The organism is Streptomyces sp. GL_140 (genome assembly GCF_057834465.1).
Genome location: NZ_CM174404.1, coordinates 7,944,331 through 7,967,629, shown reverse-complemented (window position 1 = coordinate 7,967,629; position 23,299 = coordinate 7,944,331). Strand labels below are relative to the sequence as shown.

Here is a 23,299-nt window from a genome sequence, read left to right as displayed (position 1 = left end):
TAAGGCGATCGCGCGATGACTCTCCGCTTTCGGAGTGCGTCCGGACCGTCGGGGCGGGGTCGGATGGGACGGGGCCGGGCAGGGCCGGGGCCGTCAGCCCTGGCAGAGGCCGCGGGTGTAGTCGTAGGTCGCGGTGACCTGGGAGTACCGCCACTGCGGGTCCAGCAGGTCGCTCTTCACCTGTGCGGCCGCGGCCGGGCTCTCGACGACGTACCCGAAGTCCTGGAGCCAGGACGGGTACAGGTTCTTCGAACCGATGTAGAAGGCCGAACCGTCGACCAACACCAGCTTGTGGTGCTGGGCATAGGGCTTGCCGTCCGCCCAGGTCGGCTGGTCCGAGGCGCGGAACGCGGCCAGTTGGAGGTTCTCGCACAGGGCCGTTCGCGCCCGGGCGCCGTCACCGGTCAGGGCCGTCACCCGGCCGCGCAGGGCGTCGCTCACTTCGGAGAGCGACTTGATCTGCGAGTAGCCTCCACTGCCGATCGTGCCGCGGTTCGCCGGGTCGCCCACGACGATGCGGACCTTCACGCCGGAGGCGAGCTTCTCCGCGAGGGCGTCGTAGAGGCGAATGTCGTAGCGGGGCAGCGGCGGGCAGGTGGCGTGCATGTCCTGCTGGGAGATCTCGATGTGCGAGGTGGCGCTGGAGACCAGGGCGCGCAGGGCACTTTCCTCCGGGTTGACGGTGTCGTAGTCCCGGTCGGCGTTGGTGTTGTCGTGCACGCCGATCCCGCACTTGGTGTCGCCCGCCGTGGGCAGGACTGGGCGGAAGGAGGAGGTGGGGTCATTCTGGCGGATGCCCACGCCGAGACCGCCGACGGCGAGCGCGGGTACGTCCCCCTCCCGCGGCGGGGAGGCGGGCCGGGGCAGCGAGGGCATGCAGGCGGCGCCTGGCGAGGCGGCGAACCAGACCGCCGTCCAGTTGCTCTTGTTGCGACAGGTCCAGTCCCACAGGGAGTCCAGGTAGCGGCCCGCGGAGCCGGCCGCGGGTCCGGACAGCGCGAGATCGACGTCGCTGACCGGGTGGGAGGTCTCGAGGTAGTCGTCCTTCCAGCTGTTGATGCCGCCGGTGATGACCGAACTGCCGTCCACGACGACCAGCTTGGAGTGGTTCCAGGCGAAATCGGTCTTCGACGTGGTCATCGAGGCCACGTTGAGGGTGATGTTGCCCGCAGCCGCCGGGCCCAGCTTGGCCAGCAGTTCGTCCCGGTAGGACGAGGGGATCACCGTGGAGTGGTAGATGGGCGCCGCGCCCACCATGACGCGCACCTTCAACCGGTTCCCCTTCTGGGCGGATTCCCTGAGGCCCGCGACGATCGCCTCCTGATAGCCGCCGTTGGGGAAGGGAGCCAGCGTCGATATGTCCACCGTCTGCTTGGCGCCGGCGATGTCCTGGCGCATCTTCTCCAGGAGACGGCGCGATCCCGGGCGGTCCACGCACGCGGCATCACCCCAGCAACCGGGCGTCTGGAGCAGCCAGTCGGCGCCTCCGGGCTGGGACGAGCCGAGCCGGTTGCCGGAGGTGCGCTCCCAGACGGAGCCCTCCAGGCCCGGCGAGACCTGGCGCAGGGTCTGTTCGATCGAGTCCAGGTGCGGTGTGGGTGCATCGGCGGCGGAGGCGGTGGGGGCGCCGAGGAGGGCGAAGCCGAGCGCGAGGGCCGACGTGGAGACGAGGGCGGCCGTACGGGCGGTGCGTACCAATGTGGTTCCTTGACTGAGGGATGGCTCCGGCCGAGAGCGTGGTCGGCCACGGCTTCGACCTTGATCAATTCTTGCAAGTTACCAGCAGGTAGCGATTGGTTCACTACCCTCAGCCGACTTCCGGCCACAGGAAGCCGGGCCGGAGCCGGTGGCCCAGGGGGGCGGCGACACACAGCAGTTGGGCTCTATGCGCAAGAGGCGGCCTAGGCTGCCGTCCGCTCGGGGGTGGCGGGCGTCGCGGTGCGCTTGGCTTCGACCAGGTTCTGGCGCGTGCCGCCCCGCGAGCCGAGGTGCAGCTTGTATCCGCCGGGCTTGTGGGCCTCTGCGGCCAGGTGCTTGACGACGACCTTGCACACGAATTCCTTGAGCTTGGCTCCGGGACGGCCGTCGATGTTGAACCACACGGCGGTGTCGAACTTGTCGGCGAACTGGAAGATGCCGGCCTCGCGGCCGAGGCTGATGCACTGGGCGCCGAACACCTGGTTGAGGGTCGCGGGCTGCTCCGCCCCGATCCGGCTGAGGACCGTGTCGGCGGCGCGGGCTCCCAGGGGCATCGCCGCCTGGCAGCTCATCCGCAGCGGCAGGCCCGACGGCGCCACCGAGTCGCCGGCCGCGACGATGCGTTCGTCGTCCACGCTGGTCAGCGTCTCGTCCGTGAGCAGCCGGCCCAGGGCATCCGTGCTCAGCCCGCTGCGCGCGGCCAGGTCCGGCACGCCGAACCCCGCGGTCCAGATGGTCACCGCGCTCGGCAGCTCGCGGCCGTCGGCAAGCCGTACGGCGTCACGCCTCACGGCGACGACCTTCGCGTCGGGCCCGTCGAGGACGGTCACACCGAGCTTGGCCAGCCGGTCGGCGACCGAGCGCCGGCCCCGGGGGTGCAGGTACGGGCCCAGCAGCCCACCGCACACCAAGGTCACCGCGCGGCCCTGTTCCGCCAGCTCGGCGGCGGTCTCCATACCGGTCGGACCGGCGCCGACCACCGTCACGACGGCCGTCGCGGGTGCGGCCTCGAGGACCGGGCGCAGCCGCTGCGCGTCCTCCAGGGTGGCGATCGGGTGGGCGAACTCGGCCGCTCCCGGCACGCCCGGGTCGGCGCTGCCGCTGCCCACCGCGTAGACCAGGTAGTCGTAGTCGACCGTGCCGCCGGAGGCCAGCGCCACGTCGCGCCCGGCCGCGTCGATGCGGGAGACGGTGTCGACCACCAGCCGGACCCCGTCGGCCAGGACCTCGCGGTACTCGACGACGGCCTCGTCGGTCCCGGCCACCAGCTGGTGCAGCCGGATCCGGTGGACGAAGCTCGCGCGCGGGTTGATCAGGGTCACGTTCACGTCCTCGCGGCGGGTCAGACGGTTGGCCGCCATGACGCCCGCGTAGCCGCCGCCGATGACGAGGACTTCGGTGTTGCCGTTCATGATCTCTCCCTGCTCGAGCGGTGTGTTGACCTCTAAGACAGGGCACGCCCTCGCACTGTGACACGGTGTGAGGCAGGTCACTTCGACGTAGGGTGCCGGTCGGGCCGGAGCGCGGCCGGGCGCAACTCCGGGCCCGGCCGGTCCCGTACACCACGCGGCAGGATGGCGATCAACTCCTGGACGGCTGCTTCGCGGTGAGCTTGCCGTCGGGTGTGAGGGTGAAGACGGTCCGGTCCATGACGGTGACGCCATGAACCGTCTCGCCGTACGCGTCGAGGGAGATCCCCTCGGCCTTCCCGTAGTGGAGCTCGGCCTGAGCGGCGTGCGTCCAGGAGTTGACCCGCACGTGCGCCGACCAGGCGCCGATCGTTTCGCCCCTCCAGGGGCCCCAGCTGCTCTCCGGATAGAGCGCAGGGGTCTTGCCCTGACAGAAGCGCAGACCCGTGAAAGCCAGCAGGGCAACGGCCAGACCCAGCAGCAGCAACGCCTGGGCGCGGCGATTCCTCAGCGGCATGGACCTGTTCTCCTGTTCTCCTGACGGTGCGGGCGAAGCGTCCGAAAGGGAGGGCCCAGGCTATTCGTTCCCCAACGCCGCCACCAGATCGGGCAGGTTGCCGCCTGCCACGATGAGGGCCAGGTGGTCGTGGAAGTCCCGGCTGTGGACGATCAGGCCGTCGCGGACCCGCAGCACTTGGATGTTGGCGGACTCGAACGTCCGACCGGTCACCCGGTGGTGCACCCGGTAGTCGAACTCGGCGACGACCACCTCCGCGTCGTCGGTTTCCCGGACGACCACGTTCATCGGGGTCAGCTCCACGGGCGAACCCGCCGCGACCTGCGCGAACCGTTCCTCGAGCGCGATCCGCCCCTCGATCCGGCGGGGTCCGACCGGCTCGAAGACTGTCTCCACCACCGCGTCCTCGGCATAGAGCTCGGACAGCTCCGTGAACCGCCCCTCGGCTATGCCTTCGATCAGCCTCCGGAAGACCTCGCGCGGCGAAGGTGTTGCGGACGGGATCTCCCCAGACATGATCAACCTCCAGTGGGAACCAGGACTAGAATCGGACTAGCGACTCCGTTTTTACGATACGGACTGGGCAGTCCGGTTGTCCAGAGTGGCTGTGCGATCGACGGGAAGGGACGTGAAGAGGCATGGGTGGCGCTCAGGAACGCCCGCTGCGGGCGGACGCGGCTCGCAACCGGGCCCGGCTGCTGGACGTGGCCACGGAGGTGTTCACCACCAGCGGCGTCGGCGTGCCGACGGAACAGATCGCCCGGACCGCCGGCGTCGGAGTCGGCACGCTCTTCCGGCACTTCCCGACCAAGGAGGCGCTGCTGGAAGCGGTCATGGTGCGCCGGCTGGAGACCATGGCGGCACGGACCGCGCAGCTGGCCGCCGAGGCCGGGCCCACCGAGGCCTTCTTCGCCTGCTTCCGCCTGGTGGTCGAACAGTCCGCGGGCAAAGGCGAGTTCACCCGGGCCCTCAGCGCGGCCGGGGTCGACGCACACGCGGCCCTGCAGGCGCCGACCCTCGAAATCCAGACCCGGCTCACCGAGTTGCTGGCCGGGGCGCAGCAGGCCGGGGCGGTCCGCCCGGAGTTGGGCCTGCCGGAGCTCTTCGCCCTGCTGACGGGCACCGGCACGGCGGTGGAACAGCTCGGGGCGGATCCCGGAGCCCGCGAGCTGATCTTCAAGGTGGTCTTCGACGGTATGCGGCCACACTGACCGGGCCGCCGGGAGAACGTGAGAGGGGCGACGGCAGGCGGGCGGGCGTCAGGGAGCGGTGGCCGGTCCGGCGTGGGGCTTGAGCTGGCGCAGGGTGTAGCCGTTGCGTGCCGGGTCCAGGGGCCTGGTGGTCTCCTTGAACAGGTACTCGGCCCGCTCGTAGGACAGACGTCGGCGGCCCGTCTCCGGGCACAGATCCGCGTGCGCGGGGGTCCGGCCCGGCCCGGGACGCCGGTCGGAGAGGAAGACCGGGCCCCTGGTCCGACCTGCCAGCAGCTGGGGAAGGAGCCGGGCGGTGCCGGAGCGCCAGCTCACCCAGGTGCGACCCGCCCGGGCCCGGCGGTCGTCCAGGTCCAGGTCCTCGACGTCGAGCGAAAGGGCGGCCTTCGCTCCGGCCGCCGATTCGTGCAGGAGCCGCCACAGTGTCCGTTCGCGCAGCGGAAGGTCCGGGTCGCTCCAGAGGGCGTCGAGCTGTACGGAGCCCAGGGCCCGCACCCGCCCGCGAGGGACGCTCGGGGCCCGGCGGTCCAGCCCGGCCGCGAGATCGTCCAGCGAGGCCCAGGCGCCGAAGGACCGGACGGCCGAGCGGTGCCGGTTCCAGGTGGCGGCCGCCGCCCCGCCCCAGGCGGTCGTGAACACCCGCGCCACCTGGTCGGCCGTCAGGGAGTCCAGGGGCATCTGCTCCCCGAGGGCCAGGCACAGGCGCCGGAGGGTCTGCCCGTACGAGTGGACCGTCCCCGCGTCCAGGTCTTCACGGCTGAGGAACTCGCGCGCGGCGCGGCCGAGTACGGGGACGGGCGGGCCGTCGAGGGGCGGGAGGGCGACGGTGATCTCGTCCGCACGGCGGTGCAGGAAGGCGCGCTCGGAGGCGTTGCGGGCGAGCGACGCGGCCCGGTGGAACTCCAGTCGCGCTTCTTCCCTCCGGTCCAGGCGGACCAGTAGGTCTCCCCTGACGCTGGGGAGGAGGTGGTAGTCCCGCAGGGCCGGATCGGCCGTCAGCGAGTCGACCAGGTCGAGGCCCGCCTGTGGTCCGTACGCCATCCCCAACGCCACCGCGCGGTTGAGCTGGACGATCGCCGTCGGCAGCAGCCGCGCCAACGCCCCGTACAGGTCCGCGATCTGCGCCCAGTCGGTTTCCTCGGCGGTGCGCGCCTGTGCGTGGCACACGGCGATCGCCGCTTGCAGCAGGTACGGGCCGGGTGTTCCGCCCGCTTCCCGGGCCCGGAGCATCGCGGTGAAGCCGCGTCGGATGAGCAGCTGGTCCCAGCGGCCCCGGTTCTGCTCGTGCAGTTGGACGGGCTCGCCCGACGGCCCCGTGCGCGCGGCCGAGCGGGAGGCCTGGATCTCCATCAGCGCGACCAGCGCGTGCGCCTCTGCCTCCCGGGGGACCGACTCGGCCAGCAGTCGGCCCAGCCGCAGCGCTTCGAGGCAGAGGCCGGGCCGCATCAGATCGTCGCCGGAGGTCGCGGAGTACCCCTCGTTGAAGATCAGGTAGATGACCTCCAGCACCGACGAGAGGCGCCCGGCGAGCTCCGGCCCGTCCGGCAGGTCGAACGGGACGCCCTGTTCGGCCAGTACCCGCTTGGCCCCGGCGATGCGCTGGGTGATCACCGTCCCGGTGACGAGGAAGGCCCGTGCGATCTCCTCGGCCGTCAGACCGCCGAGCAGCCTGAGCGTCAGGGCGGCTCGGGCCTCGGTCGGCAGCACGGGGTGGCAGGAGATGAACATCAGCCGCAGGACGTCGTCCTGTTCCGCGTCCTGGCCCTGCGGCTCCCGCTGTTCCGGAGCCTGCTGCTGTTCGAGCCCGTGGGCGAGCTGTTCCTGCTTGCGCGTCAGCCGCTCGGAGCGCCGTATGTGGTCGACGGCCCGCCGCTTGGCGGTGGTCGTCAGCCACGCGGCGGGGTTGTCCGGTACGCCCTGGGCGGGCCACTGTTCGAGGGCGGCGACGAGGGCGTCCTGGGCCAGCTCCTCGGCGATGCCGACGTCGCGCACCATTCGGGTGAGCCCGGCGATGATCTTCGCCGACTCGAGTTTCCAGACCGCGTCGATGGTGCGATGGACATCGGGCACAGGCACGATGACAGCACTTGCCCCGGCTCGCTCGCAAGCCGGGGCAGCCGCCTTCGCCGACCGGAAGGCCGACGGCTCCGGGGGGCGGAGAACCGAGGACTCAGGGGCCGAGGGCTCAGGGGCCGAAGACCTGCTGGACCACGCTCTCGCCGTCCCCGACGATCCTGCGGAAGCGGCGGGCCAGCTCGATCGCCTCCTCCTTGGACCGGACCTCGATCAGCGCGAAGCCCGCCACGGCCTCCTTGGCCTCGGCGAACGGACCGTCCGTCACCGTGATCTCGCTGCCGGCGGAGCTCACCAGGATCCCGCCCGGCTCCAGGCCGCCGGTGGCCAGCAGGACACCGGCGGCCGTGAGCTCCTCGATGAATTTGCCCATCTCGGCGAACAGGGTCTCGTCGGGGGCGGTGTCGGTGGGCCTGGTCGTCATCAGGTAGCGCATGGGATTCCTCTTTTCGTCGTGCCGTGCGTGCCGGCCTCTGCCTGTCTCTGTCTGCCTACACGTCGAACCAGGTGATGTGACAGGGAACGGATGCATTCCCTGTCACATCAGCGGATCGACGTGTCAGCGAGAAACCGAACACGCCGAACCCGGGAGGACCCCCTCATGACCACTGTGGACAGCCGCACCGCCGCCACCACCACCTCCACCGCCGCCCCGGCCGGGGGCGCCACCCGCTCGCTGCTCGCCTGCGTGGTCGTGGCCTCTCCGGTGTGGGCGCTCGTCGCACTGACCCAGGCCGCCACCCGGGACGGCTTCGACATCACCCACCACCCGCTCAGCGCCCTGAGCAACGGCTCCCTCGGGTGGCTCCAGATCGCCAATTTCCTGGTCGCCGGAGTCCTGCTCGCCCTCGGGGCGACCGGCCTGCGCCGGGCCATGGACGGAACTCCCGGAGGCACCTGGGCGCCGCGCCTGGTCCGGGTCGCCGGCCTGGGCATGATCGGGGCCGGCCTGTTCGTCATGGACCCCGCCGACGGTTTCCCCGTGGGCACCCCCTACGGCCCGCCCGCCACTCTGACCTGGCACAGCTACGCCCACTTCGCCGCCGGTTCGGCCACCTTCATCTCGCTGATCGCCGCGTGCTACGTCCTCGCCCGTCACTTCAACCGTCGCGGCAACCGCGGGTACGCCGTGCTCACCCGCGTCGCCGGTACCACGCTCCTGATCGGCAACGGCTGGGCGATGAGCGGCGGCAAGGCCGGCACGCTGACGCTGGCCGTGGGCGTCCTGACCGCCATGCTCACGATTTCCCTGGTCGCGAACCGGTTCCGCCGCGGCCACTGAGTCCCCCACTCCTCCGGAGCCCCGTCCACGACCCGCCCCTGGTGCCGAGATCCTCCTCGGCGCCGGCGGCGGGTCGCCCCGCGTTCCGCCCTGCCGCGACCCGTCCATGTCGGCGGTCCGGCGGCCCGCACTTCGACAGCGCGGCGCGTTTCCTCCCGGTCGCCCTGCGCGATGATCGATTCCCGGGACCGCAGGGTCCTTGTTGGTCCGAGTTGGTTCGAGTTGGTCCGAGTACAGGAGTTCCCGCCATGTCCGACATCATCGTCCGCGCCCCCCGGGCCGAAGACTTCGCGCAGTGGCGCGCCCTCTACCGCGGCTACGCCGACTTCTACAACGTGGAGCAGACGGAGGAGGCCGCCGCGACCGTGTGGGCGTGGATCGCCGACGCCGGGCACGAGGTCGGCGCGCTGGTCGCCGAGGACGCCGAGGGCCGTCTCCTCGGCCTCGCCCACTACCGCCCGTTCGCCCGGCCGCTGTCGGCGACCGTCGGCTGCTTCCTCGACGACCTGTTCGTCGCACCCGAGCACCGCGGTTCGGGCGCGGCCGACCTGCTGCTCGACGCCCTGCGCACGATGGCCGCGGAGCGGGGCTGGAGCGTGGTCCGCTGGATCACCGCCGATGACAACCACCGGGCCCGGTCGAAGTACGACCAGGTCGCGACGCGCACGATGTGGGTGACGTACGACATGGCCCCGTCGCGCTGACCCCGCCGGGCCCCTGGGGCCCTGGGCCCCGCCCGAACGGTGCGGGGCTCTGCCTCCGGCCTGCGCTCAAAGATCGATTGTCAGTGGTGGCTGAGAGGATAGGAGCATCCAGTCGGAGAACGGGGAGTGCTCATGTCCGGAAACCAGAACTACATCAACCACGTTGCTCTTGTGTTGGACGCCAGTTCGTCCATGTCCCACCTGAGCGGCAAGGTTATCGAGGTCGCCGATCAGCAGATCTCCTATCTGGCCCGCCGGTCCGAGGAATTGGACCAGGAAACCCGTGTCACCGTGTATGTATTCGCGGACAAGGTGCAGTGCGTCATCTACGACAAGGACGTGCTGCGGATGCCGTCCCTGAAACAGATGTACCAGGTAGGCGGAATGACGTCCCTGCTCGCGGCCACGCTGAAGTCGCAGCGGGAGCTGGCCCAGACGGCGCAGCTGTACGGCGACCACAGCTTCCTGACGTTCGTGCTGACCGACGGTCAGGAGAACGCCAGCCACCGCTGCCCCGATGCCCCCACCAGGGATCCTCGTGAACTGGTGCAGGCCGTCGCCAAGATGGTCGAGACTCAGGAGGACAACTGGACGCTGGCCGTCCTCGTGCCGGACCAGATGGGCAAGCGCGAGGCCATGCAGTGCGGTTTCCCCAAGAACAACATCGCCATTTGGGACGCCACCAGCACGCAGGGCCTCGAAGAGGCCGGACAGGTGATCCAGCAGGCCACCGAGAAATTCATGGTGGGCCGCACCAAGGGAATCCGGGGATCCCGGGCGGTTTTCTCCACGGGTGCCGAGACCGTGAACAAGGACACCATCAAGGCGGCCGGTCTCACTCCGGCGAATCCGTCGGAGTACCAGCTGATTCCGGTGGCGCGCGAAGCCGCGATCCGGGACTGGGTCGTCGAATCCGGACACAATTACCGTACGGGTTGCGCCTTTTATCAGCTGAGCAAGTCGGAAAAGATCCAGGCGCGAAAGCAGATCGCCGTTCTGGAGAAGAAGACGGACCGGGTGTACACGGGTCCGGAGGCCCGGGCCGTGCTCGGCCTTCCGGACGCGGAGGTCCGCATCAAGCCCGACCACAACGACGACTTCACGATCTTCGTGCAGAGCACCAGCGTGAACCGGAAGCTGGTGCCCAACACACGTCTCCTGTTCATGGTCTGAACACCGCGTGCGAGGCACGGACCGAAGCCGCTCCCGGGGGTCCGGGCCGATCCGGTCCGGGAGCGGGGCCGGGGCGGGGGCTACAGGCGGACGGCCCAGGTGGCGGTGGAGCGCAGGGTGCGGGCGATCTCGGGGTCGCGTACCGACGGGGTGCGGTCCTCCACGGTGACCGACAGCTTGTGTGTGCGGAGGTCGAACAGCCACAGGTCCACGACCGGGACCTCCGTGCGGCCTTGAAGGCGCCTCAGCTCCCGGCCGTCGAGGTACCAGCGGACCACCGGTCGGCGGCCGTCCGCCCCGGTCAGCCGGGGGACGGCCACCCTCGCACTGTGACGCAGCCGCAGGGTGCGGTCCGTCGGAGTGAGCGGGGTGACGAGCCTCGCGTGCTTGTAGAAGCCGGCGATCATCGACTCGACGCCGGGAAGGTTGAAGGGCTTGCCCAGGGCCCGCATGATCGAGTTGTCGGTGGGCCGCTGCAGCCCGGTGACGAAGTAGCCGCCCCCCTCGTACGCTCCGACCGTGCCGCCGTCCGGCGAGGGCTCGCCCAGCCAGCGGAACCACTTGGCCCGCTCCTGGGTCATGCGGTCGGCGGGCAGCGTGGTGATGTTGGACTCGGCCGGCTCGGGGCCGGTGTACCGCTCGTAGTCCGGAACTCCGGGGTAGAAGTACTCGTCGGCGAGCTTGCCGAGGGAGTGGCCGGTCTCGTGGATGGCGACCTGGCCGGACTTGGCGTTGTCCGCCGAGGCGGTGGATATGCCCTCGTAGCCGAGGGTGGCGCTGGGCTCGTTGTAGCCCGCGCCGCCGTACTTGGCGCTGTTGGCCAGGACGATGACCAGGTCGGCCTCCGGCGCCTTGGACACGTAGGCGTCCACCTTGGGCTGGTCGATGCACAGCAGCCGCTCGATGGCCTCGCACCAGAAGTACGCGCCGAGGGCCGTGTCGCGGACGGTCGTCCGGTCAGGGTCGCCGGTGACACCCGAGTCGTGGGAGACGGCGTCGACCGTCCAGACGTTGAAGAGGTTCTGGTACGTGGTGTAAGGCTCGACGGCCGTCACCTCGGCCCATTTGGCCTTGGCATCGGTGTGGAACTTCGCCAGCTCGGCCGCGGTGTAGCCGTCGCCGATGACGACCACATCCAGGCGGTCGGCGGTGGGGCCGTTGTCGATGAGCTCGGTGACCTCGCCGTCGGCGGCCCGCTCGGCCTCCGAGAGCCGGGCTCCGCCCTTGGCCGCGGCTCCGCCGCCCCCGCCGACCGGTACGAGCACGTGACCCGATCCGGCGTCACCACCCTGCTCCGGCCCCGGAATCTCCACCGCGACCCGGGGCACGGCGCCCGGAACCTCGGCCGCGCGAGCGGGCCCGGCGGCCAGCAGCGCGAAGGTCGCGCAGAGCGCCGCGACGACCCCGCTCAGGACCGGCCGGGCGGTCGGCCGTCTGACGTGTCGCATGAAGTCCTCCTGGGAAAAGGGCAGTTAAGCATCCGTGTAAGTGAAATGAATCAGCTGCTTAAGTTAGGTGGCGCACGACCGGTGCGCAATGGCCCGCTCCCCCTGAATACTTGGGAGTTCGAGCAACGAGGGGGACTCCATGAACGAACCGGCCGAAATCGGCCGCAGGGTTCAGCGCATGCGCACTGAACTCGGCCTGACCCAGCGGAAATTGGCAGAGCCCTCGTACACCCCCGCCTACATCTCGACGCTGGAGTCGGGCAAGGTGCGGCCCTCCGAAGCGGCGCTGCGCTTCCTCGCCGGGCGACTCGGCACCTCCTACGAGGAGCTGACCACCGGACGCCCCACCCATCTGGCCACGGAGCTGCGCCTCGCCCTCACCGACGCCCAGCAGCTACTGGCCTCCGGCGCACCCGACGAGGCCGCCGTACGCTACGGGCGCCTCCTCGCCGAAGCCGAGCACCTCGGGCTCGCCGACGAGCGGGTCGCGGCGCTGCTCGGGCTCGGGGACTGCGCTCTGGAGTCGGGTGAACTGCCCGATGCGATAGCCCACTTCGAGGCCGCCGAGCGGCTTCTGGCCGGTGAGCCGCTCCCCCGCCGGGCCCGCCCGATCCGCGGCCGCGCCGTGGCGCACCTGCTCGCCGGGGAACTGCGCTACGCCTGCTACCTGCTCGAATCCACCATCGACGAGCTGGGATCGAGCGGACTGGCCGATCCCGAGGCGCTGGTGCTGCTCTACTCCGCGGTCATCGGACCGTACATCGACATGGGTGCCCACGCCCGGGCCGCCCACGCCGCCGAGCTCGCCCTGTCCCTGGCCCCCGGAGTCGGCGACCCGGCCCTGGTGGCGGGCATGCACCGGCAGGTCGCCCGGACGTTCCTGACCGAGGGGCGGGTGGCCGATGCCGATGCCTCGATCGCCAAGGCCCAAGCCATCTACGGGCAGTTGCAGCTGCGGACCGACCTGGCGCACTGCCACTGGATGCGCGGCTACTTGTACGCCCAGAACGGCGATCTCGCCTCCGCCGAGGGGGAATTGCGCACGGCCCGGGAGATGCTCTCGGCCGGCCGCGCGGCCCTGTACACCGCCCAGGTGGAGGTCGAGCTGGCCGACGTGCTGCGCCGGCTCGGCCGGTACGAGGAGGCCGCCGGGCTGCTCTCTGCGCTCCTGGCACTGGGGGACAGCCACGGCGCCGTGCACGCGGGCGGCGCGCACCGGCTCCTGGGCCTGATGGCGGAGGAGCGCGGCGAGAACGAGTCGGCCGAGGAGCACTACGTACAGGCCCTGGCGCTGTTGGAGCGGAGCGGGGCGACCGGCGACCTGGCCGACCTGTGCCGCCTCCTGGGCGACCTGCTCCGCAGGTCCGGCCGGACCGAGGCGGCCCTGGACGCCTACCGGACGGGCCTGGGCCATCGGGCGGCTCCCGGAACCACCACCCTGGGCCCGGCACCTGCGGTACCGGCGTTCCCGCCCCACCCGGCGGCGCGGTAGCCGACGGCTGGGCGGCCGGCCGGGAGGGGACGGCCGCCGGTTCGGCCCGGACCGGACCGGACCGCTACAGATCGATCCAGTAGCGCCGCTTGGGACCGATCAGGGTTTCGCGGACGTCCTCCAGCACGCCGCCGTTGCTCTCGATCGTGCGGATCGAGGCACGGTTGTCCGGGTCGCAGGTGAGCAGCACCCGGTCCATCCCCAGCAGTCGTGCCTCGTGCAGGACCTCGGCCAGGGCCCAGGTGGCGATGCCTCGGCGGCGGGCCGAGGGCCGGATGCTGTAGCCGATGTGGCCGCCCGCATCGAGCAGGAATCCGTTGAGGTAGTGCCGGAGGTCGATGGCGCCCAGGTACTCGTCGCCCTCGGCGATCCACCAGTAGGTGGCGTGGACGCGTCCGTGCTCGACCGGCGCGGTGCGGTCCCCGTACCCCTTCAGGCGCTCCGTCCAGGCGGCGAAGCCCTCCGGGCTGTCCACATCGTCGTCCGAGCCGAGCCCGGCGCCGTCCATGTGGGCATCGGCGCCCCATTCCTCCTGCGCGGCGTGCCACGATGCGTACAGGCGGGGAGTGGGTGTGATCAGCTCAGGCATGATCGGACGATAACAGTCGCGGACGGTTCCGAGATCGGTGTCACGTGCGGGCTGAGCAGCGGATTCGTGCCCTCACGAGCGGGCAGGCAGGCGGGCCGTGGCCCGGCACACGGGCCTGACTACAGGCCCGCGAGGAGGTCGTCGAGCGGGGCCGGCACCTGTTCGGGGAGGAGGGCCTCGACCAGGAGGCGGCCGTAGCGGATCTTGCGGCCCTTCTTCGTCCCGAGGAAGCGCCGCAACTTCTGCCCCTGGGGCCGACCGTGCTGTGCGGGCTGTCCCCGGAAGGTCTCCCAGGGCCGGAGGTCGCCTTCGGCCCTGACGACTTCCTCGACCCTCTGCGTGCCCAGCGCGCGGATGAGCTCGTCCTCCAGGTCCGCCACGCACACGGCGAAGTCCCGGTGCGCGGCCCCCGCACGCTCGAGGCCCCGCTCGTAGAAGCCCTGTTCGCGCTCGTCGCACAGCCCCGCCAGGCGCAGCCCGAGGCCCGGGGGCCCCAGGAGGCCGGCGTAGCGGCCGATGTTCATGGCACCCCCCATGGACACGACGCACACCCCCTCGGCGGCGAGGTCCCGGCCGCGCCGGGCGGCCAGGGCCTCAACGGCCGCGAGGTCGCTGGGTCCTTCGAGGAGCACCGCCGTCCGCACGCCCAGCCGCTCGGCCAGCTCGCTCGCCGGCCCGCCCGGTCCGCCGCTCGCCCAGTCCCCGACCGCGTCCCGGAACGCACTCATGTCCGCCATGGTGCGAGTCTGCGCCCCGCCCGCGGTACGGGCACGCGATTTTCGGCGGCGCCGGGCTCCGACCGGCCGCGCGGCCATTGTCAGTGCCCCACGAGAGGATCATTCCCATGACGATTCCTTCCGCCGTTGAGGCTCTGTCCAGTCGTACCGAGTACGAGGCCGCTCTCCCTGTCCTGCGTTCGGCCTCGCAGGCCTATTACGGTGACGGCGACAGCACGCTGGACGACGTCTCGTACGACCGGCTGCGGCTGGCCGTCCTGGCCTGGGAGCGGGAGAACCCCACCGAGGTCTCCGCCGACTCCCCCACCGGCCTGGTCGCGGACGGCGCCGCCCCGGCCGGCGATGTCGCGCACACCACCCGGCTGCTGAGCCTGGACAACGTCTTCGACGCCGAAGGGCTGCTGGCCTGGGGCGCATCCGTCGAGCGCCGGCTGGGCCGCGCCCCGGAGGGCGGGTTCACCGTCGAGCCGAAGATCGACGGAGCGGCAGTGGCCGCCCGGTACCGCGACGGCCGCCTGGTGCAGATCATCACCCGCGGCGACGGCGGCCACGGCGAGGACATCAGCCACGTGATCGGCCAGATCGACGGGCTGCCCGAGCAGTTGGCCGACGCGGCCACCTTCGAGGTCCGCGGGGAGGTGGCCTTCACCCAGGAACAGTTCGAGGAGGCCAATGCGGTCCGGGCCGCCCACGGCGCGCAGGTCTTCGCCAACCCCCGCAACGGCACGGCGGGCACGCTCAGGGCCAAGGACCGGCCGTACCGGCTCCAGCTGACGTTCTGGGCCTACGGCGCCGTGGAACTGGACGGCGCCCCGTTCCTGCCCGTCGCGGGCACCCACGCCGAGACCCTGGCCGCGGTGGCCGCGGCCGGAGTGCGGACGACCGCCGCCACCGCGGCCGGGCTGGGCCTCGTCGCCGATCTCGCCGAGGCCCAGCAGCGGATCGACGGGATCGCCGGCATGCGCGCGGAACTGCCCGTCGGCATCGACGGCGTGGTGGTCAAGCTGAACGACACCGCCGAGCAGGAGGCGGCCGGGGTCGGCAGTCGCTTCCCGCACTGGGCGATCGCGGTCAAACTGCCCGCGGTCGAGCGGCAGACGGTGCTGAATGAGGTCGTGTGGGAGGTCGGCCGCACCGGGGTCCTCGCTCCGACCGCGCTGCTCGCACCCGTCGAGATAGACGGCTCCACCGTCACCCGGGCCACCCTGCACAACCCGGCCGACATCCGCCGGCGCGACCTCCACCTCGGCGACACGGTGACGGTGTACAAGGCGGGCGACATCATCCCGCGCGTGCAGGCGGCCGTGGTCCGGCTGCGTCCGGCCGGAGCCGTGCCGGTGCCCCTGCCCGAGGCCTGCCCGCGCTGCGACGGGGAGATCGACAAGACCCAGGAGCGGTGGCGCTGCGCGAAGGGCACCTCGTGTGCGCTCCCGGCCCTGATCGAGTACGCCGGCGGGCGCGAGATGCTCGACATCGACGGCCTGGGCAGGACGTACGTGGCGGCCCTGGTCGAGTCGGGGGACGTCACCGACGTCGCCGACCTCTTCACCCTCTCCCTCGAGCAGCTCACCGTCGCGGCCGGCAGTGCCAAGCGGGCCGCGAAGCTCGCCGAGCAGATCGAGGTGGCCAAGTCCCGGCCGCTCAACCGGGTCTTCTGCGCCCTGGGCGTGCTCGGCACCGGACGCAGCATGTCGCGTCGCATCGCCCGGCACTTCGGCACGATGGAGGCGATCCGCCAGGCAGACGCGGCCGTGATGCAGGACGTGGAGGGGATCGGCCCGGAGAAGGCCCCGGTCATCGTCGAGCAGGTCGCCGCCCTGGCCCCCGTCATCGACAAGCTGATCGCGGCGGGCGTCAACATGGTAGAGCCCGAGGGACCGTCGGCGGTCCCCGGTGGGGGTCCGCTGGACGGCAAGGTCGTCGTGGTCACCGGCAAGATGGCCGGTCGGCTGGACGGCTTCGGCCGGTCCGAGATGAATGCCCTCATCGAGAAGGCGGGCGGGCGCGCGGGCAGCAGCGTCAACTCCAAGACGTCCCTCCTCGTCGCCGCGCCTTCCGCGAGCGGCAAGCCGAGCTCGAAGGCGGTCAAGGCGGCGGAGGCCGGAGTCGAGGTCCTCTCGCCGGAGGACTTCGCCGAGTTGGTCGCCGACTACCTGGTCTGACGGGGATGCCGGGGTGCCGGTGCTGGGAGTTCCCTGGCAGTGCGGGGGTCCCGGGGCCCCGGGCAGGACGCAGGACCGTACCGGACGCACCCTATGGGGCCCTTTGCCCGCTTCGTGCGGGAGCAGGGCTCCCAGGGAACTCCCAGGAAGCTCCCAGACCCCGCAAAGTACGGGCGGCCAGGATCCTGCTCCATGAAGGTGCTCCCACGGCGGCGCAGGGCCGTCCTGATCAATTCGGTGCTCGGAGTGGCGGTCCTCGCGGGCGCCGGCGGCGCGTACGCGGCAGTGGCCGGTGACAGCGGCAGTCCGGCGCGCGACGGCGCGCGGACCGTGGCGGTCACCAAGGGCACCGTCCTCGCGACCGTCTCCGGTGCGGGTTCGCTGAGCTCGCCGAGCGATGCCGGGGTGAACTTCACCACCGGCGGCCGGCTCACCGAGGTCGGCGTCAAGGCGGGAGACAAGGTCACCAAGGGCCAGCTGCTCGGAAGGGTCGATGCGACCGCCGCGACCGAGACGCTCGACCAGGCTCGGGCAGCACTGACCGCGGCCCAGGCCAACCTCACCAAGGCCGAGGCCGGTCAGGTGAGTTCGGCTTCGAGCCGCACGGGCTCCTCCTCGCGGGGCGGTTCCGCCTCCACGCCCGCGCCGGCCCCCGCTCCGACCGTGGACCCGGCGCAGCTGGCCCAGGCCCGCGCCCAGCTCACCCAGGCGCAGAACGCGGTGGACGCCGCACAGCGCGCCGTCGACGGGACGGTACTGAAGGCGCCGGCCGACGGGACGGTGGCTTCGGTCTCGGCGAAGGTGGGCGACACGGTCACCGGAACGAACGGCAATGGCGGCGGCAGCGGCTCGGGCGGCGGAAACGGCGGATCGAGCAGCAACTCGGCCTCCTCCGGCGCCAGTTCCTCCTCCACACTCTCCGGGTTCGTGGTACTCACCAACCCGTCCGGCATGCAGGTGACGGCGAACTTCTCGGAGGCCGACGCCCTGAAGCTGAAGCCCGGCCAGCCGGCGACGGTCACCCTCAACGCGATGTCCGGGAAGGTCCTCAACGCGACCGTCCTGTCCGTCGGTTCGCTGCCCCTGAGCAGCGGATCCGCCTCCGGTGGCGGCAACTCGGGCGGCGGGAGCGCCGTGCAGTACTCGGCCACCCTCACCGTCACGAGCCCCACCGACGACCTGCGCAGCGGCCTCAGCACCAGCATCCAGGTCGTCACCGGGGAGGCGTCCGGCGCCCTGTCGGTGCCGGCCGCGGCCGTGTCCGGGACCGGGGAGAACCGTACCGTCACCGTCGTCAAGTCGGACGGCACGACCGTGCGCACCCCGGTCACCCTCGGCCTCGAGGGCGACAGCGCCGACCAGGTGGTCAGCGGACTGACCGAGGGCGAGCAGGTGCAGCTGGCCGCGGTGTCCTCGGCCGGCAACGGCGGCTTCCCGAACGGAGCCTTCCCCGGCGGCGCCGGGGCCGGCGGTGCCCGCAACCGCGGGGGCACGGGTGTGCGTACCGGTGGCAGCGGGGGTGGCCGCGGATGACGCCGCCGCTGCTGCCGCGCCGCAGGCCGCCCGAGAAGCCGGCCGGGCGCCGGCGCCGGGGGCCGACGTGGCGCGACGACCCGTACCGCCGGTGATCGAGGTCCGGGCGCTGTTCAAGACGTACGGGCACGGCGACGCCGCGGTCCGCGCGCTCGGCGGACCGCGCGATCCTGCGACGGGCCACCAGCCTGGAGTCGAACTCCGCGTGGAGCAGGGTGACTTCGTCGCCGTCATGGGCAGCTCCGGATCCGGCAAGTCGACCCTGATGAACATCCTCGGCTGCCTGGACACACCCACCTCGGGCCGTTACCTGCTCGACGGGATCGACGTGGGCGGACTGGACGAGCACCAGCTCTCGCTGGTCCGCAACCGCAAGATCGGCTTCGTCTTCCAGTCGTTCAACCTGGTGCCCCGCACCACCGCCCTCGCTCAGGTGGAACTGCCGCTGGCGTACGCCGGGGTGAAGACCTCCGAGCGGCGGCGCCGCGCGGAGGCCGCGCTCACCCTCGTCGGCCTGGCCGACCGGATGGACCACCGCCCCAACGAACTCTCCGGCGGCCAGCAGCAGCGCGTGGCCCTGGCCCGCGCGCTCGTGACCGCTCCGGCGATGCTGCTCGCCGACGAGCCGACCGGGAACCTGGACAGCCGCAGCACCGAGGAGGTCCTGGCGATCGTGGACCGGCTCAACGCTGCGGGCCGCACCGTCGTACTGATCACCCACGAGGACGAGGTGGCCCGGCACGCCAAGCGGGTCCTGCGCCTGGTGGACGGCCAGATCGTCGAGGACCTCCGGCAAGCGCCCGTCGGCGGGCCCCCGCCTGCGATGCGCGGGCAGCACGCGGTGTCCGGAGGTCTTCGGTGAACCCGTTCCAGACGCTGCGCTTCGCCTTCGGCGGCCTCGCGGCGAACAAGGTGCGCTCCGCGCTGACAATGCTGGGCGTGCTGATCGGCGTCGCCGCGGTGATCCTGCTGCTCGCCGTCGGCAACGGCTCCTCCCAGGCGGTGAAGGACTCCATCGAGAAGCTCGGCACCAACGCCCTGACCGTCTCCTCCGGCAGCGGATTCGGCGGCTCGCGCTCCGGCGCCGGTTCCGCGGGCTCCACGAAGCCGCTGACCGTCGAGGACGCGCGGGCGCTCGCCGACTCCTCGGCCGCCCCGCACGTCGAGTCGGTGGCGCCGGAGGTCACCACCTCGCAGACCGCTCTCCACGAGGGCACCTCGCACACGGTCGGCCAGGTCGTCGGCACCTACCCGGCGTACTTCAAGGCCTCCAACAGCAAGGTGGCCAAGGGCGACTACTTCAGCGGCGACGACGTAATGGCGTCCCGCAAGGTGGCCGTGATCGGCTCGACGACCGCCACCGACCTGTTCGGCACGGCCGACCCCGTCGGCCAGAAGGTGGTGCTCGGCGGTACGCCGTTCACCGTGGTCGGGGTGCTCGCCACCAAGGGCGGTACGGGGTTCCAGGATCCGGACGACGTGGTGGTCGCGCCGTTGCCCACCGTGCAGAACGCCTTCACCGGCTTCGGCTCGGTCAGCCAGATCCTCGTCGAGGCCAAGTCCGCGGACGCGACGACGGCGGCGCAGAGCGAGATCACGAGCGTCCTGATGGCGCGGCACGGCATCAAGGACCCGGCCGCGCTGGACTTCCGGGTGGCGAGCCAGGCGTCCCTGCTGACCACCCAGGCCTCCACTAACAAGACCTTCACCGTGCTGCTGGGCGCGGTCGCGGCGATCTCCCTGCTGGTCGGAGGGATCGGCATCACCAACATCATGCTGGTGACGGTCACCGAGCGGACGCGCGAGATCGGCATCCGCAAGGCGATCGGGGCGCCCCGGGGCGTCATCCTCGGCCAGTTCCTGGCCGAGTCGACGCTGCTCTCGCTGATCGGTGGCGGGCTCGGCGTCGCGGCCGGGCTGATCGGCTCGCACTTCACGATCGTCGGCATCAAGCCGGTCGTCATTCCGGAGTCGGTCGTCGGAGCCTTCGCCATCGCGGTGGTGATCGGGCTGTTCTTCGGCGGCTATCCGGCCAACCGGGCCGCGAGCCTGCGGCCCATCGAAGCACTGCGGCACGAGTGAGCCGACACATGCGGGGACAGGGAGAGACTGACATGGCACGACGCCGCACCGAACTGGAGAAGCAGCCCGCCGAGGCGACCGAGGACCGGTTCACGCCGTTCGCCGAGGTGTTCGACGGCTCGGCCGCCGAGGAGCAGCCCTTCGCGCAGGGTCCCGCCGCGGGACCCGCGGAGGATCCCGAGGATTCCGAGGATCCCGAGCGGATCCTGGCCGAGCCCCCGGACACCCGGGACATCTCGGCGGAGCTCGCCGCCGCGCCCCGGCCCCGGCTGCCCTGGCTGAGCATGCTGCTCTCCGGCGGGGTGGTGGCCGGGCTGGCGTTCGCCGGGGGTGCCCTGGTCGAGAAGGGCCACCTCCAGGGACCGGCCGGATCCAGGTCCGGGTCCGGGTCCGCGGCCGCGGCCTCCGGGCGCAACCCGGCCGCCGGGGCGGGCGGCCAAGGGCGTACGGGCTTCGGCCAGGGAGCCACCGGGCAGGGCCGTACCGGAACCGGGCAGAACGGCTCGCGGCAGGGCGCCGGGGGTGCGACGGGCGGGCTGGGCGCAGGGGCCGGCGTGACCACCGGTACGGTGAAGCTCGTCGACGGCACCACCCTCTACGTCACGGACGCCCAGGGCAAGGTCGTCAAGATCACCACCGATACCAGCACGCAGATCACCGAAGCCAGGAGCGGCAAGGTGTCCGACCTCCAGCCGGGTCAGACCGTGACCGTGCGCGGCAGCCAGTCCCCCTCGGGCGATGTCGCGGCGACGGCCGTCGCCCAGGGCGGCGGGGGAGGTTTCGGCGGCGGAGGTTTCGGCGGCGGACGGGGCTGAGCGCGAGAGGTAGGGAAACCCCCTTGGAGATGGACACGGCCACGCCCGAGGCGAGCCTGCTGGTCGTCGACGACGAGCCGAACATCCGGGAGCTGCTGTCCGCCTCGCTGCGGTTCGTCGGCTTCAAGGTCACTTCGGCGGCGAACGGAGCCGACGCGCTGGCGGCCGTCGCAGAGGAGCGGCCCGATCTGGTGGTGCTCGACGTGATGCTGCCCGACATCAGCGGGTTCGCCGTGGTGCGCAGGCTGCGCGAGGCGGCCGGTGGCGAACCGGGGGCGGAACACCTTCCGGTGCTCTTCCTCACCGCGAAGGACGGCGTGGACGACAAGATCGGCGGACTCACGGCCGGCGGCGACGACTACGTCACCAAGCCGTTCAGCCTGGAGGAGCTGATCGCCCGGATCCGCGCGATCCTGCGCCGCACCGGTGGCCCCGCGGGCGAGGGGCGGCTGGTCGTCGGCGACCTCGAACTGGACCCGGTGGGCCACCAGGTGCTGCGCGGCGGCCGGCCGGTCTCCCTGTCGCCCACCGAGTTCAAACTGCTCACGTACCTGATGACCCATGCCGATCGCGTGGTCTCCAAGATGCAGATCCTGGAGCACGTGTGGGCGTACGACTTCGGCGGTGACGTCAGCATCGTCGAGTCGTACATCTCATACGTGCGCCGCAAGGTGGACTCCGGCGCGGACGGCTCCGCCAAGCTCATCCACACCGTGCGCGGCATCGGGTACGTCCTGCGCCGCCCGCAGGGCTGACATGGCGCGGAGCCTTCGCGTCCCCCGCCCCGTCCTGCGCCTCCGTCCCCGCCTCCGCCTCAAGTGGCCTGGACGGATACGGCGGCTCGCCGTGCGGCTCGGGCACCGCTTCGCCGGCCTGTCCCTGCGCTCACGGCTCGTGGTGCTCTCGATGGTCCTGGTCGCGCTGGGGCTGACCGTCAGCGACGCCGTCGTGCTCGGGTCGGTACGCGCCCAGCTGGTGGGGCGGGTGGACCAGCAGCTCGAACGGTTCGGGGACTCGATGGCGTACCGGGTCCGGTCCGAGGGCATTCCGCAGCCGCACCCCGGGCGGTCGGGCGGCGGGCGGCCGTGGCTGCCGAGCCAGTACGTGATGGCCTTCGCGGATGCCGACGGCACCGTGTCGGACCAGTACCGCCAGCCCGTCGCGGCCGGGGATCCGGGCCCGTCGTGGCCCGCGATGGACGCGGCGGGGCTACGGGCCCGGCTGGGGCGGCCGTTCGAGGTGCCGAGCGACCACGGTGACGGCACCTGGTGGGTGCTGATCGTGCCGGTGGGCAGCGAGGACCCCGCGCTGCCCACCGGAGTGGTGGTGGCGGCCCCGCTGGACGACGTGACCTCCACCATCGACCACCTGGCGACCGCCTTCCGGCTGATCGGCGTGGTGGTGTCGCTGCTGCTCGCCGCGGCCGGCTGGTTCGCCGTACGGGCGGGCCTGCGGCCGCTGCGGCGGATCGAGGAGACCGCGGCGGAGATCTCCGCCGGGCGGCCGCTCTCGCACCGCATGCCGGACGCTTCGCCCCGGACCGAGACCGGAAGGCTGAGCAGCGCGCTCAACGGAATGCTCGCGCAGATCGAGTCGGCCTTCGCGGCCCGCGCCGCGTCCGAGGAGCAGATGCGGCGTTTCGTCGCCGACGCCAGTCACGAGCTGCGTACGCCGCTGGCCGGGATCCGGGGCTTCGCCGAGCTGTACCGTATGGGCGCGCTGCCCGACGAGGCGGACGTCAAACGGACCATGGCCCGGATCGAGAGCGAGGCGGTGCGGCTCAGCGGTCTGGTGGAGGACCTGCTCACGCTGGTCCGCATGGACGAGCAGCGCCCGCTGGAGATCGCTCCGATGGACCTGCGGACCCTGGCGGTGGACGCCCTGCACGACACCCGTGCCCTGGACCCGACGCGCGAGGTGGTGCTGACCGGTCCGGGAGGGGTCGGCCTGCCCGGACCGGCTCCGGTCAACGGGGACGAGGCGCGGCTGCGGCAGGTGGTCACCAACCTGGTCGGCAACGCCGTCGTCCATACTCCGGCGGGTTCGCCGGTCCGGATCGGGGTGGGGAGCTCGGGCGGCCGCGAAGTGATCGAGGTGGCCGACTCGGGGCCGGGTCTCACCGCGGAGCAGGCCGCCCGGGTCTTCGAGAGGTTCTACCGGGTGGACGCCTCCCGGAGCCGTCAGGCGGGCGGCGGCGCCGGCCTCGGACTGGCGATCGCCGCCGCGCTGGTACAGGCGCACGAAGGCGCACTGGAACTGGAGACGACGCCGGGCGGCGGAGCCGTGTTCCGCGTGCGCCTGCCGTCCGCCGGGCACTGACCGCGCACCGCTCTGCGAGGATCCCGTAACGGGCCGGGATCCCGGCGCACTGTCG

21 protein-coding genes are annotated in these 23,299 nt (G+C 71.8%); 12 read left to right on the top strand and 9 right to left on the bottom strand.

The annotated features are described in order from the left end of the window. Nucleotides 1-93: 93 nt before the first annotated feature. The 4 genes from AC3IYJ_RS36970 to AC3IYJ_RS36955 all read right to left on the bottom strand — a co-directional run bounded on the left by AC3IYJ_RS36970 (nucleotide 94) and on the right by AC3IYJ_RS36955 (nucleotide 4,140). Complete coding sequence (locus AC3IYJ_RS36970) at nucleotides 94-1,698, bottom strand: phospholipase D-like domain-containing protein (RefSeq protein WP_489398888.1); 1,605 nt, start codon at nucleotides 1,696-1,698, stop codon at nucleotides 94-96. Nucleotides 1,699-1,901: 203 nt separating this feature from the next. Next, nucleotides 1,902-3,110 (bottom strand): NAD(P)/FAD-dependent oxidoreductase, encoded by a 1,209-nt coding sequence (locus AC3IYJ_RS36965; RefSeq protein WP_489398887.1) that lies wholly within the window; start codon nucleotides 3,108-3,110, stop codon nucleotides 1,902-1,904. A 169-nt stretch (nucleotides 3,111-3,279) separates the two neighbouring features. Continuing rightward, on the bottom strand, nucleotides 3,280-3,624 hold the full coding sequence (locus AC3IYJ_RS36960) for a hypothetical protein (RefSeq protein ID WP_489398886.1): 345 nt from the start codon (nucleotides 3,622-3,624) through the stop codon (nucleotides 3,280-3,282). Between the two features lie 60 nt (nucleotides 3,625-3,684). Further along, nucleotides 3,685-4,140: a nuclear transport factor 2 family protein gene (locus tag AC3IYJ_RS36955; protein ID WP_489398885.1), complete on the bottom strand. Its 456-nt coding sequence runs from the start codon at nucleotides 4,138-4,140 to the stop codon at nucleotides 3,685-3,687. Nucleotides 4,141-4,262: 122 nt separating this feature from the next. Between AC3IYJ_RS36955 and AC3IYJ_RS36950 the strand changes: the two genes are divergently transcribed. Next, a complete protein-coding gene (locus tag AC3IYJ_RS36950; protein WP_489398884.1) occupies nucleotides 4,263-4,835 on the top strand; it encodes a TetR/AcrR family transcriptional regulator in 573 nt (190 codons plus the stop codon). A gap of 48 nt (nucleotides 4,836-4,883) precedes the next feature. Here the strand turns inward: AC3IYJ_RS36950 and AC3IYJ_RS36945 are convergent, their stop codons facing one another. Further along, nucleotides 4,884-6,905 (bottom strand): sigma-70 family RNA polymerase sigma factor, encoded by a 2,022-nt coding sequence (locus AC3IYJ_RS36945; RefSeq protein ID WP_489398883.1) that lies wholly within the window; start codon nucleotides 6,903-6,905, stop codon nucleotides 4,884-4,886. A gap of 115 nt (nucleotides 6,906-7,020) precedes the next feature. Then, nucleotides 7,021-7,344, bottom strand: a complete 324-nt coding sequence (locus AC3IYJ_RS36940) for a YciI family protein (RefSeq protein ID WP_489398882.1) — start codon at nucleotides 7,342-7,344, stop codon at nucleotides 7,021-7,023. A 165-nt stretch (nucleotides 7,345-7,509) separates the two neighbouring features. Here AC3IYJ_RS36940 and AC3IYJ_RS36935 point away from each other — a divergent pair, with 165 nt between their 5' ends. The 3 genes from AC3IYJ_RS36935 (at nucleotide 7,510) to AC3IYJ_RS36925 (ending at nucleotide 10,067) form a co-directional block, all read left to right on the top strand. Next, nucleotides 7,510-8,190 (top strand): DUF998 domain-containing protein, encoded by a 681-nt coding sequence (locus AC3IYJ_RS36935; RefSeq protein ID WP_489398881.1) that lies wholly within the window; start codon nucleotides 7,510-7,512, stop codon nucleotides 8,188-8,190. A gap of 248 nt (nucleotides 8,191-8,438) precedes the next feature. Next, nucleotides 8,439-8,894, top strand: coding sequence for a GNAT family N-acetyltransferase (locus tag AC3IYJ_RS36930; RefSeq protein ID WP_489398880.1), 456 nt, complete (start codon nucleotides 8,439-8,441; stop codon nucleotides 8,892-8,894). Nucleotides 8,895-9,026: 132 nt separating this feature from the next. Then, on the top strand, nucleotides 9,027-10,067 hold the full coding sequence (locus AC3IYJ_RS36925; RefSeq protein ID WP_489398879.1) for a vWA domain-containing protein: 1,041 nt from the start codon (nucleotides 9,027-9,029) through the stop codon (nucleotides 10,065-10,067). Between the two features lie 80 nt (nucleotides 10,068-10,147). Here the strand turns inward: AC3IYJ_RS36925 and AC3IYJ_RS36920 are convergent, their stop codons facing one another. Continuing rightward, nucleotides 10,148-11,515, bottom strand: coding sequence for a M64 family metallopeptidase (locus tag AC3IYJ_RS36920; protein ID WP_489398878.1), 1,368 nt, complete (start codon nucleotides 11,513-11,515; stop codon nucleotides 10,148-10,150). A gap of 139 nt (nucleotides 11,516-11,654) precedes the next feature. Here AC3IYJ_RS36920 and AC3IYJ_RS36915 point away from each other — a divergent pair, with 139 nt between their 5' ends. Then, nucleotides 11,655-13,007 (top strand): helix-turn-helix domain-containing protein, encoded by a 1,353-nt coding sequence (locus AC3IYJ_RS36915; RefSeq protein ID WP_489398877.1) that lies wholly within the window; start codon nucleotides 11,655-11,657, stop codon nucleotides 13,005-13,007. Between the two features lie 64 nt (nucleotides 13,008-13,071). Here AC3IYJ_RS36915 and AC3IYJ_RS36910 read toward each other — a convergent pair whose 3' ends face one another. Then, nucleotides 13,072-13,596, bottom strand: coding sequence for a GNAT family N-acetyltransferase (locus AC3IYJ_RS36910; protein WP_489398876.1), 525 nt, complete (start codon nucleotides 13,594-13,596; stop codon nucleotides 13,072-13,074). Between the two features lie 119 nt (nucleotides 13,597-13,715). Next, nucleotides 13,716-14,333, bottom strand: coding sequence for a TOPRIM nucleotidyl transferase/hydrolase domain-containing protein (locus tag AC3IYJ_RS36905; RefSeq protein WP_489398875.1), 618 nt, complete (start codon nucleotides 14,331-14,333; stop codon nucleotides 13,716-13,718). A 107-nt stretch (nucleotides 14,334-14,440) separates the two neighbouring features. On the opposite strand from AC3IYJ_RS36905, the gene ligA reads away from it, so the two are divergent. The 7 genes from ligA (at nucleotide 14,441) to AC3IYJ_RS36870 (ending at nucleotide 23,244) form a co-directional block, all read left to right on the top strand. Further along, nucleotides 14,441-16,495 carry an NAD-dependent DNA ligase LigA gene (gene ligA / locus AC3IYJ_RS36900; protein ID WP_489398874.1) on the top strand — a complete coding sequence of 685 codons (2,055 nt, stop codon included), beginning with the start codon at nucleotides 14,441-14,443 and terminating at the stop codon, nucleotides 16,493-16,495. A gap of 192 nt (nucleotides 16,496-16,687) precedes the next feature. Further along, complete coding sequence (locus tag AC3IYJ_RS36895; RefSeq protein ID WP_489398873.1) at nucleotides 16,688-18,028, top strand: efflux RND transporter periplasmic adaptor subunit; 1,341 nt, start codon at nucleotides 16,688-16,690, stop codon at nucleotides 18,026-18,028. Beyond that, the gene (locus tag AC3IYJ_RS36890) at nucleotides 18,015-18,890 is read left to right on the top strand and encodes an ABC transporter ATP-binding protein (RefSeq protein ID WP_489398872.1); all 876 of its coding nucleotides are present in this window, start codon (nucleotides 18,015-18,017) and stop codon (nucleotides 18,888-18,890) included. Before AC3IYJ_RS36895 ends, AC3IYJ_RS36890 begins: the two co-directional genes overlap by 14 nt. After that, entirely contained in the window at nucleotides 18,887-20,110 is a 1,224-nt protein-coding gene (locus tag AC3IYJ_RS36885) for an ABC transporter permease (protein ID WP_489398871.1), read from the top strand. The genes AC3IYJ_RS36890 and AC3IYJ_RS36885 overlap by 4 nt, the downstream gene beginning before the upstream one ends. A 32-nt stretch (nucleotides 20,111-20,142) precedes the next feature. Next, nucleotides 20,143-20,925: a DUF5666 domain-containing protein gene (locus AC3IYJ_RS36880; RefSeq protein WP_489398870.1), complete on the top strand. Its 783-nt coding sequence runs from the start codon at nucleotides 20,143-20,145 to the stop codon at nucleotides 20,923-20,925. Nucleotides 20,926-20,954: 29 nt separating this feature from the next. After that, nucleotides 20,955-21,680 carry a response regulator transcription factor gene (locus AC3IYJ_RS36875; protein ID WP_489403040.1) on the top strand — a complete coding sequence of 242 codons (726 nt, stop codon included), beginning with the start codon at nucleotides 20,955-20,957 and terminating at the stop codon, nucleotides 21,678-21,680. A gap of 91 nt (nucleotides 21,681-21,771) precedes the next feature. After that, nucleotides 21,772-23,244 (top strand): sensor histidine kinase, encoded by a 1,473-nt coding sequence (locus tag AC3IYJ_RS36870; RefSeq protein WP_489398869.1) that lies wholly within the window; start codon nucleotides 21,772-21,774, stop codon nucleotides 23,242-23,244. The last annotated feature ends 55 nt before the right edge of the window (nucleotides 23,245-23,299 follow it).